14 protein-coding genes and 1 tRNA gene are annotated in these 12,724 nt (G+C 62.7%); 4 read left to right on the forward strand and 11 right to left on the reverse strand.

All coding sequences use genetic code 11. The annotated features are described in order from the left end of the window. Nucleotides 1-17: 17 nt before the first annotated feature. From BM173_RS03095 to BM173_RS14525, 10 genes are read right to left on the reverse strand one after another with little or no spacing between them, the layout of a single operon-like run. Nucleotides 18-428, reverse strand: coding sequence for a DUF3035 domain-containing protein (locus BM173_RS03095; protein WP_090477186.1), 411 nt, complete (start codon nt 426-428; stop codon nt 18-20). Next, nucleotides 425-967, reverse strand: coding sequence for a signal peptidase II (gene lspA, locus BM173_RS03100; RefSeq protein ID WP_177201783.1), 543 nt, complete (start codon nt 965-967; stop codon nt 425-427). The genes BM173_RS03095 and lspA overlap by 4 nt, the downstream gene beginning before the upstream one ends. Beyond that, nucleotides 964-3,864: an isoleucine--tRNA ligase gene (gene ileS, locus BM173_RS03105; RefSeq protein ID WP_090477188.1), complete on the reverse strand. Its 2,901-nt coding sequence runs from the start codon at nt 3,862-3,864 to the stop codon at nt 964-966. The genes lspA and ileS overlap by 4 nt, the downstream gene beginning before the upstream one ends. Beyond that, nucleotides 3,857-4,798 carry a bifunctional riboflavin kinase/FAD synthetase gene (locus BM173_RS03110; protein WP_090477190.1) on the reverse strand — a complete coding sequence of 314 codons (942 nt, stop codon included), beginning with the start codon at nt 4,796-4,798 and terminating at the stop codon, nt 3,857-3,859. Before BM173_RS03110 ends, ileS begins: the two co-directional genes overlap by 8 nt. Beyond that, nucleotides 4,795-5,964 carry a dipeptidase gene (locus BM173_RS03115; RefSeq protein WP_090477192.1) on the reverse strand — a complete coding sequence of 390 codons (1,170 nt, stop codon included), beginning with the start codon at nt 5,962-5,964 and terminating at the stop codon, nt 4,795-4,797. Before BM173_RS03115 ends, BM173_RS03110 begins: the two co-directional genes overlap by 4 nt. Beyond that, nucleotides 5,961-6,437: a dihydrofolate reductase gene (locus BM173_RS03120; RefSeq protein WP_090477194.1), complete on the reverse strand. Its 477-nt coding sequence runs from the start codon at nt 6,435-6,437 to the stop codon at nt 5,961-5,963. The genes BM173_RS03115 and BM173_RS03120 overlap by 4 nt, the downstream gene beginning before the upstream one ends. Then, on the reverse strand, nt 6,434-7,492 hold the full coding sequence (locus tag BM173_RS03125; RefSeq protein ID WP_090477196.1) for a 5-(carboxyamino)imidazole ribonucleotide synthase: 1,059 nt from the start codon (nt 7,490-7,492) through the stop codon (nt 6,434-6,436). The genes BM173_RS03120 and BM173_RS03125 overlap by 4 nt, the downstream gene beginning before the upstream one ends. Beyond that, nucleotides 7,492-7,974, reverse strand: coding sequence for a 5-(carboxyamino)imidazole ribonucleotide mutase (purE, locus tag BM173_RS03130; protein WP_090477198.1), 483 nt, complete (start codon nt 7,972-7,974; stop codon nt 7,492-7,494). Before purE ends, BM173_RS03125 begins: the two co-directional genes overlap by 1 nt. 2 nt (nt 7,975-7,976) lie before the next feature. Further along, a complete protein-coding gene (gene gpmA, locus BM173_RS03135) occupies nt 7,977-8,663 on the reverse strand; it encodes a 2,3-diphosphoglycerate-dependent phosphoglycerate mutase (RefSeq protein ID WP_090477200.1) in 687 nt (228 codons plus the stop codon). 33 nt (nt 8,664-8,696) lie between these two features. Beyond that, a complete protein-coding gene (locus BM173_RS14525; protein WP_177201784.1) occupies nt 8,697-8,840 on the reverse strand; it encodes a hypothetical protein in 144 nt (47 codons plus the stop codon). Nucleotides 8,841-8,953: 113 nt separating this feature from the next. On the opposite strand from BM173_RS14525, the gene BM173_RS03140 reads away from it, so the two are divergent. The 4 genes from BM173_RS03140 (at nt 8,954) to BM173_RS03155 (ending at nt 12,403) form a co-directional block, all read left to right on the forward strand. After that, nucleotides 8,954-9,028, forward strand: a tRNA-Thr gene (locus BM173_RS03140). A 188-nt stretch (nt 9,029-9,216) separates the two neighbouring features. Beyond that, the gene (locus tag BM173_RS03145) at nt 9,217-10,386 is read left to right on the forward strand and encodes an acyl-CoA dehydrogenase family protein (RefSeq protein WP_090477202.1); all 1,170 of its coding nucleotides are present in this window, start codon (nt 9,217-9,219) and stop codon (nt 10,384-10,386) included. Nucleotides 10,387-10,418: 32 nt separating this feature from the next. Beyond that, the gene (locus BM173_RS03150; protein ID WP_090477204.1) at nt 10,419-10,886 is read left to right on the forward strand and encodes a PH domain-containing protein; all 468 of its coding nucleotides are present in this window, start codon (nt 10,419-10,421) and stop codon (nt 10,884-10,886) included. After that, nucleotides 10,883-12,403: a PH domain-containing protein gene (locus BM173_RS03155; protein ID WP_090477206.1), complete on the forward strand. Its 1,521-nt coding sequence runs from the start codon at nt 10,883-10,885 to the stop codon at nt 12,401-12,403. The genes BM173_RS03150 and BM173_RS03155 overlap by 4 nt, the downstream gene beginning before the upstream one ends. Here the strand turns inward: BM173_RS03155 and BM173_RS03160 are convergent. Continuing rightward, nucleotides 12,400-12,693, reverse strand: coding sequence for a GNAT family N-acetyltransferase (locus BM173_RS03160; protein ID WP_218152619.1), 294 nt, complete (start codon nt 12,691-12,693; stop codon nt 12,400-12,402). The genes BM173_RS03155 and BM173_RS03160 overlap by 4 nt on opposite strands. Nucleotides 12,694-12,724 lie beyond the last annotated feature (31 nt).

The raw sequence follows: 12,724 nt of genomic DNA on the forward strand, positions 1-12,724 counted from the left end.
CGAAGCGGGAAGCGTAATCAGCCCGGGATTACGGCCTGCGCCGTAGCACCGTCGCCTTCGGGTGCGGCCACGATATCGCGGGTCACGCTGCCCTTGGCGACCGTATTGGTGCCTTCGCTACCGATCATGCTGCGAATGCCCGGCTCCGCAGAGCCGGCACGGTCGAGCACCGAAGTTTCGACCGAGCTACGCGCAGCCGGACCACCGAACAGGGCTTCGAGAGCCTGTTCTGCAGCCGTGCCTTCTGCCGGACGCGGAGCGCCCGGTGCCGGCGGGACGAGGTTGAAGTCCGGCGGCACGACCAGCGGAGCCTGGCGCTGCACGGCAAATTCGTCGGGACGTTCGCGATTGAGGAAACCGCCGCTGCCACAGGCTGCGAGCGTGCTTGCGGCGGCGCTCACCAGGGCGATGCGAGTGAAGGTGTTCATGTATTGCTCTCCGCGGCGTCTGCCGTCTTGCCGTCCATCATGTCGTCGACTTCCTTGTCGCCCATGAAGAACGCGCGGGCAAGGATGATTACGACGCCGATGGTGATAGCGGCATCTGCGATGTTGAAAATGAGGAAGGGGCGGAAATCCCCGATGTGAAAGTCGGCATAGTCGAGGACATAGCCCAGTTCGTAGCGATCCTTGATATTCCCGAGCGCACCGCCGAGGATCAGCGAGAGGCCGAGAATGTCGCCAAGCAGCTTCTCACGGAACATCCATACCGTGACCAACAGGGCGATCAGCGCCGTGACGCCGACGAGGATCCAGCGCGTCTCCGGGCTGGTCGCCTCGAACATCCCCAGCGAAACGCCGTAATTGTGGACGCGGTAGAAATCGAAGAAAGGCAGGAGGTCGAGCTTGTCGCCCGGCACCTTGAGGGCGAGCGGGCCGTCGACCCACCATTTGACGACTTGGTCGACCGCATAGATCGCAAAGGCGATCGCCACGCCGATCAGGCGATTGCGCAGGACCGGGGTCATTCCCCAAAACTCCCTGCAGCGTCCATCTGTTCGATGACATCGTCGCAGCGGTCACACAGGGCACCGTCCTCGGAAACCGAGGGCAGCAGGCGCCAGCAACGGCCGCATTTGGATTCGCCGGTTCGAGTGACAGTCACAGTATCGCTATCGCCGCGCGTCACTGACGCGGTGATGAACAGTTCGGCGAGGTCTTCGTCGCTGAAGCCTTCGGGCACCGCGCTCGCAGGCACGACGACATCGGCTTCGAGGCTGGAGCGGATGGTCTTGTCACGGCGCAGCGGTTCGATCGCTTCGGTCACCCGCTCCCGCAATTCGCGCAAGGCATCCCAGCGCGCGCCATCGGCAGTCACGCCCGGCACCGCGGGCCAGTCGAGCAGGTGCACGCTGCCGCCATCGGGATAGCGCGTGGTCCAGGCCTCTTCCGCCGTGAACACCAGCACCGGCGCGGCATAGCGGACCAGCGCGTGGAAGAGCAGGTCGAGCACGGTGCGATAGGCATTGCGCTTCACGCTGTCTGGCCCATCGCAATAGAGGCAGTCCTTGCGGATATCGAAATAGAACGCGGACAGGTCCTCGTTGCAGAAATCGACCAGCAGGCGCGTGTAGGTGTTGTAGTCGTAGCTTTCGAGCGCCGCCTTCAGCTTGCCGTCGAGATCGGCCAGCAGCGCAAGGACGTAGACTTCGAGCTCGGGAATTTCGCCCGCATCGCCCATGTCGCCGACGAAACCGTCGAGCGCGCCGAGCAAATAGCGGAAGGTGTTGCGCAGGCGGCGGTACTGGTCGCCCACGCCTTTCAGGATTTCATCGCCGATGCGGTGGTCTTCGGTGAAGTCTACGGAGAGCGCCCAGAGGCGGATGATGTCGGCGCCGTACTGTTCCATGACCTTCAGCGGGTCGATGGTGTTGCCGAGGCTCTTCGACATCTTCTTGCCCTGCTTGTCCATGGTGAAGCCATGGGTCAGCACCGCGTCATAAGGCGCGCGGCCGCGGGTGGCGGAGCTTTCGAGCAGCGAAGACTGGAACCAGCCGCGATGCTGGTCGCTGCCTTCAAGATAAAGGTCGGCGGGCCATCGCTGGTCGGGCCAGCGGTCGCCTTCGAGCGTGAAGGCGTGAGTACAACCCGAATCGAACCAGACGTCGAGAATGTCGGTGACCATCTCGAACTCTGCCGGGTCGTGGTCCGCGCCGAGATATTCGGCCTTGCGGCTTTCGTCCCAGGCATCGACGCCCTGCTGCTTCACCGCTGCGACCACGCGGGCATTGACCTGCGGGTCTTGCAGATAGGTGCCGTCCTGCCGCACGAAGAGCGTGATCGGCACACCCCATGCGCGCTGGCGGGAAAGCACCCAGTCAGGGCGGCCTTCGACCATCGAGCCGATGCGGCGGCGGCCCTTCTCGGGATAGAACTTCACCCGCTCGATCTCGCGCATGGCGATTTCGCGCAAGGTCGAGTGGTCCTTGCTGGTAAACATCGCGACGGCAGCGCCGAAGCCTTCGGGCGCGGCGACGTCGAAGTCGCCCGTGTCGAGCGGCTTGTCCATCGGCACGAACCACTGCGGCGTGCAGCGATAGATGACCTTGGCCTTGGAGCGCCACGAATGGGGATAGGAGTGCGCGTAGTCGTCGCTGGCCGAAAGCAGCGCACCTGCTTCGCGAAGGTCCGAACAGATCGGCCCTTCGGGCGAATTGAACGCCTTGTTGATCACCGCGCGCCGGCGCTCGTCATTGCCGCCCAGCCATTCCCAGTCGTCGCGATAGCGCCCGTCGCCCATGACCGCGAAGACCGGTTCGATGCCGTGTTCGCGGCAGAGCAGGAAGTCGTCTTCGCCATGGTCGGGCGACATATGGACGAGGCCCGTACCGCTGTCCGTGGTGACGAAATCACCCGCGAGAAGGGGACGCGGCTTGGCGTAGAACCCGCCAAGATGGTGCATCGGGTGGCGAACGATCGTTCCGGCGAGGTCGGAGCCCTTGCCTTGCCAGACGACTTCGTAATGAGCTTCTTCTAGGCCCACACGCGCCGAGAATTCGCTGACTAGCGCTTCTGCGATCAGGACATCCGATACTCGCGCCGATTGCGCTACGTCACCATTCGGCTGCGTGTGGATGTGAAGAATGACATAGTCGACCTCAGGACCATAGGCCAAAGCCTGGTTCACCGGGATCGTCCAAGGTGTCGTCGTCCAAATCACGGCATGAGTTCCTGCCATGTTGGATAGGGGGCCCTCAACGATCTCGAACGCCACGTCGATCTGGGTCGAGGTGATGTCCTCGTATTCGACCTCGGCTTCGGCCAACGCGGTTTCCTCGACCGGCGACCACATCACCGGCTTCGAACCGCGATAGAGGTTTCCGGCTTCGGCGAACTTCATCAGCTCGGCAACGATGGTCGCCTCGCTCTCGAACTGCATGGTGAGGTACGGATTGTCGAAATCGGCCATCAGGCCGAGGCGCTTCAGCTGCTCGCGCTGAACATCGACCCATTTTTGCGCATAGGCGCGGCATTCGGCGCGGAATTCGCTGGCCGGAATCGCGTTCTTGTCGCGCTTCTTCTTGCGGAACTGTTCCTCGACCTTCCATTCGATCGGCAGGCCGTGGCAATCCCAGCCGGGGACGAAGGGCGCGTCCTTGCCGAGCAGCGTCTGCGAACGCACCACCATGTCTTTGAGGATGCGGTTCAGCGCATGGCCGATATGCATGTCGCCATTGGCATAGGGCGGGCCGTCGTGAAGGATGAACTTCTCGCGGTCCTTGCGGCTCTCGCGCAGCTCTTCGTAGAGGTTTTCTTCCTGCCAGCGCGCAAGGATCTTCGGCTCCTTCTGGGGGAGGCCGGCCTTCATGGGAAAATCGGTCTTGGGAAGGAAGACCGTGTCTTTATAGTCGCGCTGTTCAGTCATTGCCGCGCGCGCTTAGTAGATGGCGCGCTTCCAAGCAATCTTTCTCCATCTGCGCGGTGAGCGCCTCGAGCGAATCGAATTTCGCCTCGCCGCGCAGGAAGTGATGGAAGGCCACTTCGATTTCCTGGCCATAAAGATCGCCGGAAAAATCGAAGAAATAGGGTTCGAGCAATTCCTTGGGCGGCTCGAACTGGGGGCGGACCCCGATATTCGCCGCGCCGAGCAGTTCTTGGCCGGTCGAAAGGATACGGCCCGTCACGGCGTAGATACCGTATTTGGGACGCAGGTAATGCTCGATCGACAGGTTCGCAGTAGGATAGCCGATCGTGCGCCCGCGCTTGTCGCCATGCTCCACGATCCCGCGGATCGCGAAAGGCCGGGTAAGCAGGCGTGCGGCTTCCTGCGGATCGCCTTCACGCAGCGCCTCGCGCACGCGGCTGGAAGAAACCGGCTTGCCGCCATCGAGAACCGGCTGAGCGGCGCGCGCCTCGATCCCGACTTCCTTGCCGAGCGAGACGAGCTTCTCGAAATTGCCGCCGCGCGCCTTGCCGAAGGTGAAGTCTTCGCCGGTGACGACACCTGCCGCACCGAGATGTTCGGCCAGAAGGACCTTCACGAAATCTTCTGCGGTCGTCCCCGCCAGTTCGCCGTCGAAGTGGAACACCAGCATCGCGGTCGCACCGGCGGCAAGGTAAAGCTCCTGCCGCTGTTCCAGCGTGGTCAGCCGGAACGGCGGGGCGTCGGGCTTGAAATGGCGGACCGGATGCGGATCGAAGGTCGCGATGATCGAGGGGCGTCCGTCTGCGCGCGCCCAGTCGATCGCCTGCTTCGCGACAGCCTGGTGGCCGAGGTGGAACCCGTCGAAATTGCCCAGCGCGATGATCGCGCCGCGCAGGCTCTCGGGCAGCGGGTCGCGGTGGTCGAGAAACCTCATTGCGGCACCAGCCCTTCGCCGATCACGCGCACCGCATTGCCGCCCATGGCCGCGCGAATTTCTTCCTCGGAAAAGCCTTCGTCGAGCAGGGCCTGCGTCACCTGTGTCAGCTCTGAAGTGTCGAAGCGCACGGTGACCGCGCCGTCATAGTCGCTGCCCAGCGCGACGTGTTCGATCCCGACGAGATCGCGAATATGTTTCATCGCTTTCGCAGTTGCGCGAGGGGAGGTGTCGCATACGGCGCCCTCCCAGTAACCGACACCGATGATCCCGCCGGTCGCCGCGACACCGCGGATTTCTTCGTCCGTCAAATTGCGATTCACCTCGCAGGTCGCTTGCACACCGCCATGGCTGGAGACCACGGGGCGGGTCGCCATGGCGAGAATTTCCGAAACGCACTGGTGGCTGCAATGCGCGATATCGACGATCATGCCCATCGCTTCCATCCGCTTGACGGTCTCGCGGCCCATGTCGGTCAGCCCGCCCTTCTCGAGGCCATGCATCGAACCGGCCAGTTCATTGTCGAAGAAATGCGTGAGCCCCGCCATGCGCATTCCAGCAGCGTATAGCGTGTCGAGATTGTCGATGTCGCCCTCGAGGCTTTGCAGGCCTTCCGCACTGAAGAGGACGCCGGTCCCATTGTTCTTGACCGCGCGGCGCCCCAGCAGCCCGGCTACGTCATCCCGGCCGCGGATCGACACGAGCTGATTGCCGGAACCTTGGACCGCCCGATCAAGCTTTTGTGCGTGGTAAAGCGAGCGCTCCAGCAAGCTTCCCCAGGTCCGCACCGGCTGCAGCTGCGCGATGACCAGCGGGGTGATGTTGTCGGTGTCCGCGCCATTCGCATCGTAATTCTGCCCGCGCGGTGTTTTTGTAACGCTGGAGAAAACCTGCAACGCGACGTTGCCCTGCTGGAGGCGCGGCAGATCGACATGCCCCCGGTCGCTCTGGTCCAGAAGATCACGGTTCCACAAGAGCGTATCGGAATGCAGGTCGACGATGGTGAGGCTGTCATGAAGCGTCCGCGCTTCGTCCGACACTTCGATCAGGGGCAGGCCATCGACCTTGTTCATGCCCCGCTCGACCATCGCCGGACCAAAAGCGAAGAAGCCGACAACTGCCAGCAGGACTACCGCCCCAAGACCAAGAAGGATGCGCCGCTTCATTCCGACCGCTCGTAGGTCAGGAAGGAATAGGCAGGAGCGTCTGCCTGGGCATCGAAATCCTCGCGTCCGGCGATTTCCCATTCAGGGCCAAGCGGGGGCATGAAGACATCGCCATCGAAATCCTGGTGGATCTCCGTCAGTTCTACCCGGTCCGACAGAGGCAGGAAGACGTCGAAAATGGCGGCGCCGCCAATGATAGCAGCGTTATCGCCAGCGGTCGCGATGGCCTCCTCGACAGAGCGCACCACCTCGGCGCCGGTGGAGTCCCAACGCTCTTTCCGGGTCAGGACGATATGGCGGCGTCCGGGCAACAGGCCGGGCAAGCTCTCGAAGGTCTTGCGGCCCATGATCATCGGCTGGCCCATGGTAAGCGCCTTGAAACGTTTCAGATCGGCAGGCAGGTGCCAAGGAAGCTGGCCGTTCTTGCCGATCGCGCCATTGGCGGCCCGTGCATAGATACAGAACAGGCTCATGCGCGGGTCAGGCGGGTGAGATGGCCCATCTTGCGCCCTTCACGGACTTCCGATTTGCCGTAATCGTGCAGGTGGGTATCGGCGTCCGCGAGGAATGCATGGGCAGCCTCGATATCCCTGCCGATGATGTTGCGCATATCGACCGCGTTTGCGGTGGTGCGCGTGTCGCCGAGGGGCAGTCCCGCAACGGCTCTGATGTGGTTCTCGAACTGGCTGGTTGCCGCGCCCTCGATGGTCCAGTGGCCGGAATTGTGCACCCGGGGTGCCATCTCGTTGAAGATGGGGCCTTCGTGAGTTGCAAAGAATTCGAGCGTCAGTACGCCGACGTATCCAAGGGCATCGGCCACCTGTCCCGCGAGCTTGCGAGCCTGTTCCACCTGAGGTTCGACCGCTTCTCCGGCCGGAAGGTAGGACGCTGCGAGAACCCCGCTTTCATGGACGTTGCGCGAACTGTCCCAGAAACGGATTTCGCCATCCTGAGCCCGCACGAGAATGACCGAGAACTCGGCATCGAATTCCACGAAACCTTCGTAGATCGCGGGGACATCGGGGAGTTTGAGGGCCGCGGCATCGCGGCCCGACATGATGCGCCACTGGCCCTTGCCGTCATAACCGTCGCGGCGGGTCTTCACGATGCCGGGCGCGCCAAGCCGGTCGGTCGCCGCTTCGAGATCGCTTTGGGAATCAATCTTCGCATAGGCTGCCGGCTTGCCGCCCAGCCCCTCGATAAACCTTTTCTCGTTGAGGCGGTCCTGCGCCGTTTCGAGAGCCTTGGGGTCGGGAAATATCTTGTCGGAAGGAAAGGCCCGGGCGGTCGCGACGGGCACGTTCTCGAATTCCCAGGTGACGACGTCGCAACGTGCGGCGAATGCCGCCAAGGCCGCCTGGTCGTCCCAGCGATTGGTGAAGAAGTCCTCGCAGACCTCGGCAGCGACGTTATCGCCTTCCGGCGAATAGCCGATGCAGCGATATCCGAGCTGGGTCGCGGCGACGGCCATCATCCGGCCGAGTTGGCCTCCTCCGAGGATGCCGATCGTCGAGCCCCGCTTCAGCATCAGTCTTCCGGCCGCTCTGTGACGGCATCGCTGCGGGCCTGGCGCCAGGCCTTGAGCCGCGCTGCGAGCTTGGCGTCCCCATTGGCCAGAATTGCCGCTGCCAAGAGGCCAGCATTGGTGGCGCCCGCTTCGCCAATTGCGAGAGTGCCGACCGGGACGCCTGCAGGCATTTGCACGATGGAGAGCAGGCTGTCCTCTCCGGACAAGGCCCTGGACTGGACCGGGACGCCGAGGACGGGAATGTGGGTAAGGGCCGCGATCATGCCGGGAAGGTGAGCCGCGCCGCCTGCCCCTGCGATGATGACATGAAAGCCATCGGCCTCCGCGGCCTTGGCGAAATCGTACATCCGGTCCGGTGTCCGGTGGGCGGAGACGATCCGCACATCGGTCTCCACACCCAGTTCCTCCAGCACTTCGGCTGCGCAGGTCATGGTCTTCCAGTCCGACTGGCTACCCATGACGATTGCGACCTTTGCCCCCATAATCAGCTGTCCTTCAGATAATAGCGTTCGCCCGACACCTGCGTCCCGTCGAATTCGTAAATGATGGGCTGGCCGGTCGGTATTTCCAGCCCGGTTATCTCGTCGTCGGAAATGCCGGACAGGTGTTTGACCAGGGCGCGCAGGCTGTTGCCATGGGCCGAGATGATGACCGTCTCGCCCTTGCCTAGCTGCGGGAGGATGGCTTCTTCCCAATAAGGGAGCACACGCTCGATCGTCAGCTTGAGGCTTTCGGTGCGCGGCACGTCGATACCGGCGTAACGCGGATCATCGGAGAGGTCGAATTCGCTGTCCGGCTCGAGCTCGGGAGGCGGAACGTCGAAGCTGCGGCGCCAGATATGCACCTGCTCGTCACCGTGCTTCTCGCGCGTTTCCTGCTTGTTGAGGCCGGTCAGCCCGCCATAATGCCGTTCGTTGAGGTGCCAGTCGCGCGTCGCCGGGATCCAGAGGCGGTCGCACGCTTCGAGCGCGATATTGAGCGTCTTGATGGCGCGTTTCTGGACGGAAGTGAAAGCGGTCGTGGGCAGTACGCCCTTCGCTTTCATCAGCTCACCGGCTTGGCGCGCTTCAGTTTCGCCCTTCTCGGTGAGGTCGACATCCCACCAGCCGGTGAACCGGTTGGCGAGGTTCCACTCGCTCTGGCCGTGACGGACGAGGATCAGCTTGGACATGGGCGCTCCCTGTTTCCCTAGGAGCACTGCGCGTTAGCGGTCTGAGTCGGGCTTGGAAACCCCGTCTGCATCCGATTCGCGGATTTCCCGCGCCTGTCCTTTTCGGCGGCGCAGATTCTCGCGAAGTTTCGCTGCAAGCCGCTCTTCGCGGGTCATCTTGTCGTTTGGCTGGCTCATTGCGCAATCCTTTTGCGAAATTCGGCCTGTGTCGCAAGCGAAGGTTGACTTATCCGCCGTGTCTGCCAATAGCGCGCGCCTCCACCCCGCAAGCGTTCTTGCGGAGGATCCGTGCTGCTGTAGCTCAGTGGTAGAGCGCACCCTTGGTAAGGGTGAGGCCGGGAGTTCAATCCTCCCCAGCAGCACCATTTTCTTTCGAAAATGAATCTTGGTTTTTCGCTCGCACCTCCGTGCGAGCGTCCTCGGCGCAGTCTCGCCGCGTTCCGCGTCGAGCGCCTGCGGGCGGGCGGTCGCCCTTGCCCGGCCTCCGCCGGCCCGGATTTTCGGTTGCACCAGCCCACTCCCGGCGGCAGTCCTTTCGCAGAGGGAGAATTTCATGGATTTCCGCCTGACCGAACAACAGCGCGAACTTCAGGACGCGGCGCGCACCTTTGCACGCAAGGAACTGCCCGACCTAGCACGCGAGATGGAGGAAAAGGACTTCTCCGTTCCGGCCGACATGATGCGTCGGTATGGCGAGATGGGCTTTCTGGGGGTGAACCTGCCGGAAGAATATGGCGGTCTGGGGCTGGGCCATCTCGAGGCACTGCTGGTGCTCGAACAATTCGCGATGATCTCCAATGCCGTCGCCTTCCCCGTATTCGAGGCGCTGGTCGGACCCGTTCGCACGCTGGAGCGATTCGGAAGCGATGCGATCAAGGCGAAAGTGATCCCGCAGGTCGTTTCAGGCGAGGCGACGGTGGCCGTTTCCATGTCGGAACCCGATGCCGGAACGGCGCTCACAGACCTCACCACCCGCGCAAGCGACGAGGGCACCCACTACCTTCTCGATGGCAACAAGCGATGGACCAGCGGCGCAGGGCATGCGCGCTATTACGTCGTCTACACGCGGCTTTCCGACGCCCCGGGGGCGAAGGGGATCGGCGCATTGCTGGTCGACAAGGAAATGGAAGGCGTGAGCTTCGGCAAGCGCGAACAGCTTATGGGCTTTCGGGGGATCGAAACGCGGGACATCACCTTCGACGGGGTCGAGGTGCCCAAGGAAAACGAGATCGTCCCCGCCGGCGGTTTCGGAAAGTTGATGAGCGCCTTCGGGCTGGAACGCTGCGGTAATGCCACGCAGTCGCTCGGACTTGCTGCGGCCGCGCTGGAGCAGGCGACCGAGTATGTGCAGGAGCGGGAGGCGTTCGGGAAACCGATCGTCGATTTCCAGGCGGTGCAGATGCGGCTGGCGGAAATGGCGATGCAGGTCGAAGCGTCGCGCCTGCTGATCTATCGCGCGGCTGCCAATGCGGAGCACAACCCCGATGGGCTGCCGAGCGTATACGAAAGCTCGACCGCGAAGTGTTTTGCCAACGATATCGTGCGTAGCGTGACCGCCAATGGAATGCAGGTCATGGGCGGCTATGGCTACCACAAGGAATACGGCATGGAGCAGCGCGTGCGGGACGGGTTCGCTTGGGGCATCGCTGGCGGCACCACCGACGTGCAGAAAACCAATATCGCCGCAGCAATCGTTGGGCGCCGCTTCGATCAAAGGCGTTGATAGCCGGCGCTGTATTGCCTAGGTATAACGGCATGGAAGACACGACGGGGCTGACCGAACTCGATCCGCGCTACAAAACGATGATGCGCTTCGTCGCGGCGATATTTGCGGTCGTCTTGCTCGCCGGGGCCAGCATTGCGGAATTCATGATACCGGGCTGGACCGGTGTGGTCTGGGGTCCGGTCCTGTTGGTCGTCTTGTACCTCGTCGTCTGGCTGCCAATGCGCCGCTATGCGACGCGCGGCTATTCCCTGGCGGAAGAAAGGCTGCGCGTGGTGCGCGGCGTGCTCTTCCGCTCGGATACGGTCGTGCCTTTCGGCCGCGTCCAGCACATCGATGTCGACCAAGGTCCGCTCGAGCGGGCGTTCCATCTTGCAACGCTCACGGTTCACACGGCGGGCAGTCACAATTCCTCCGTATCGCTTCCCGGTCTTGCCCATGAAGACGCCATGGCGATGCGGGAGCAGATCCGCGCCGCTATCCGCCGCGACACGCAATGACGGGCGACCTTCGCGAACCGAAGCGAACCGATCCGCGCACCTTCCTGGTGGAGGCGGTCAGCTACATAATCCGTTTCATTCCGGCCGCGGCCGCGCTGTTCGTCGTCATGCGCGACGAACTGGACAGACTTTCGTTTGCCTTGCCGATATTTGGCCTGCTGTTCGTCGGCAACTTGGTGGCACAGTACCTACAGTGGACACGGCTGACCTACGCTACCGGCGATGCCGACATCCGGGTCGAGAAGGGCTTGTTGTCCCGCGCCGCCAGATCGGTCCCTTACGAGCGTATCCAGGATGTGAGCATCGAACAGAAGCTGCTTCCCCGGCTCTTCGGCCTCGTCGCAGTGAAGTTCGAGACCGGAGCTGGCGGCAAGGAGGACCTCTCGCTTGCCTATCTTTCCGAAGCGGAAGGGGAGCGGCTGCGGGAAGTCGTGAAGGAGCGACGCGACGAGGATGCACCGCAAGCCTTGTCCGAAGTTCCGCAAACCGATCCCGAACAGAGCAGCGCGCCCCTTTTCCAGATGGGACCGAAGCGGGTGCTGACATTCGGGCTGTTCGAGTTTTCGATGGCTGTGGTCGCGGTGATCGGCGGTCTTGCACAGCAATTCGAGTTCCTGCTCCCCTTCGATATCTGGGATCTCGACCTCTGGCAGGAAAGGTTGGCAGGGCCGGGCCAGCAATTGGCCGGGCTTGGCCCCCTGGCACAAGCAATCGGCGTCATGATCGGTGTGGCGAGCCTCGCAGTTCTCGGTTTCGCGACCGGGATTGTGCGCACGGCGCTGCGCGAGTGGGATTTTCGTCTCGATCGCACACCGAAAGGTTTTCGCCGCCGCCGCGGATTGTTGACCCGCACCGATCTCGTCATGCCCGTGCACAGGGTCCAGGCACTGAGGCTGGAAACGGGTTTCCTGCGCAGATTGTTCGGCTGGCACGGGCTCAAGGTGATCAGCCTTGCGAGTGACAGCGGCGCGGCCAATCACGAAGCTGCGCCATTCGCACAGATGGACGAAATCGCGCCTATCGTTGCGGAAACCGGCTTCGCGCTGCCAGGGAGCGACATCACCTGGCACCGCGCCATGGACCGGTATCGCCTCGACAAGATGATCCTCGCCAGCCTGGTACTCTTGCCGGTCACTATTGCCGCGATCTTCATCACGCCATCCTGGCAATGGCTCATCCCCGCGATCGCGCTCGCATGGATCATTGCGCATCACTGGTGGCGTTGGCGCCATGATCGTCATGCGCTCGATAAGACCCAGCTCTATTCAAGGCATGGCTGGTTTGCGCCCAGCCTCGCTATTGGATCGCGCACGAAGCTCCAGTCGGTCGAAATCCTGCAGGGGCCGATCGCCAGGCGCCGTGGTTATGCAAGCCTGCTCTTAGGGCTTGCTGGCGGAAAGCTGCGCGTTCACGGAATGCCGTTAGAGGAAGCGAACAAGTGGCGGAGCGCTATCCTCGAGAGTATCGGCAAAACCGATTTCTCCGACTTGCTGGAGGCGCGGGTCGAGCCGGCCTAGGCGCGCAAGTCCGAGAGTTCAGGATGCCGCCTGAAATATCCTTCCACGTATGAGCAATCCGGCGCGATACGAAAGTCCTGTTCCTTCGCATCTTCTATCATGGCCTTGACCAGCTTGGCGGCCAGGCCTTGCCCGCGTGCCTCGGTCGGGACGAAGGTATGGGTGGCGTGACGTACGTCGCCTTCGGCGCGCCAGGTCAGCTCGGCTTCCCGCGCAGCACCCTCGACTGAGGTGAAGTACCGCCCCTCTGTTTCGTTTCCTTCGTGCTGGATTTCGATCGTATCGCTCACGCAGATTTCCTTTCTGTGCAAGCAACGCCGT

It is taken from the genome of Qipengyuania nanhaisediminis, assembly GCF_900115585.1.
Classification (GTDB): Bacteria; Pseudomonadota; Alphaproteobacteria; order Sphingomonadales; family Sphingomonadaceae; genus Qipengyuania; species Qipengyuania nanhaisediminis.

What these genes read in the sequence shown, in the direction of transcription:
- BM173_RS14525 (WP_177201784.1), bottom strand. Translation starts at nt 8,840, where the DNA reads ATGAGCCAGCCAAACGACAAGATGACCCGCGAAGAGCGGCTTGCAGCG.
- BM173_RS03120 (WP_090477194.1), bottom strand. Translation starts at nt 6,437, where the DNA reads ATGAGCCTGTTCTGTATCTATGCACGGGCCGCCAATGGCGCGATCGGC.
- BM173_RS03150 (WP_090477204.1), top strand. Translation starts at nt 10,419, where the DNA reads ATGGAAGACACGACGGGGCTGACCGAACTCGATCCGCGCTACAAAACG.
- BM173_RS03115 (WP_090477192.1), bottom strand. Translation starts at nt 5,964, where the DNA reads ATGAAGCGGCGCATCCTTCTTGGTCTTGGGGCGGTAGTCCTGCTGGCA.
- gpmA (WP_090477200.1), bottom strand. Translation starts at nt 8,663, where the DNA reads ATGTCCAAGCTGATCCTCGTCCGTCACGGCCAGAGCGAGTGGAACCTC.
- BM173_RS03125 (WP_090477196.1), bottom strand. Translation starts at nt 7,492, where the DNA reads ATGCTGAAGCGGGGCTCGACGATCGGCATCCTCGGAGGAGGCCAACTC.
- BM173_RS03095 (WP_090477186.1), bottom strand. Translation starts at nt 428, where the DNA reads ATGAACACCTTCACTCGCATCGCCCTGGTGAGCGCCGCCGCAAGCACG.
- purE (WP_090477198.1), bottom strand. Translation starts at nt 7,974, where the DNA reads ATGGGGGCAAAGGTCGCAATCGTCATGGGTAGCCAGTCGGACTGGAAG.
- ileS (WP_090477188.1), bottom strand. Translation starts at nt 3,864, where the DNA reads ATGACTGAACAGCGCGACTATAAAGACACGGTCTTCCTTCCCAAGACC.
- lspA (WP_177201783.1), bottom strand. Translation starts at nt 967, where the DNA reads ATGACCCCGGTCCTGCGCAATCGCCTGATCGGCGTGGCGATCGCCTTT.
- BM173_RS03110 (WP_090477190.1), bottom strand. Translation starts at nt 4,798, where the DNA reads ATGAGGTTTCTCGACCACCGCGACCCGCTGCCCGAGAGCCTGCGCGGC.
- BM173_RS03145 (WP_090477202.1), top strand. Translation starts at nt 9,217, where the DNA reads ATGGATTTCCGCCTGACCGAACAACAGCGCGAACTTCAGGACGCGGCG.
- BM173_RS03155 (WP_090477206.1), top strand. Translation starts at nt 10,883, where the DNA reads ATGACGGGCGACCTTCGCGAACCGAAGCGAACCGATCCGCGCACCTTC.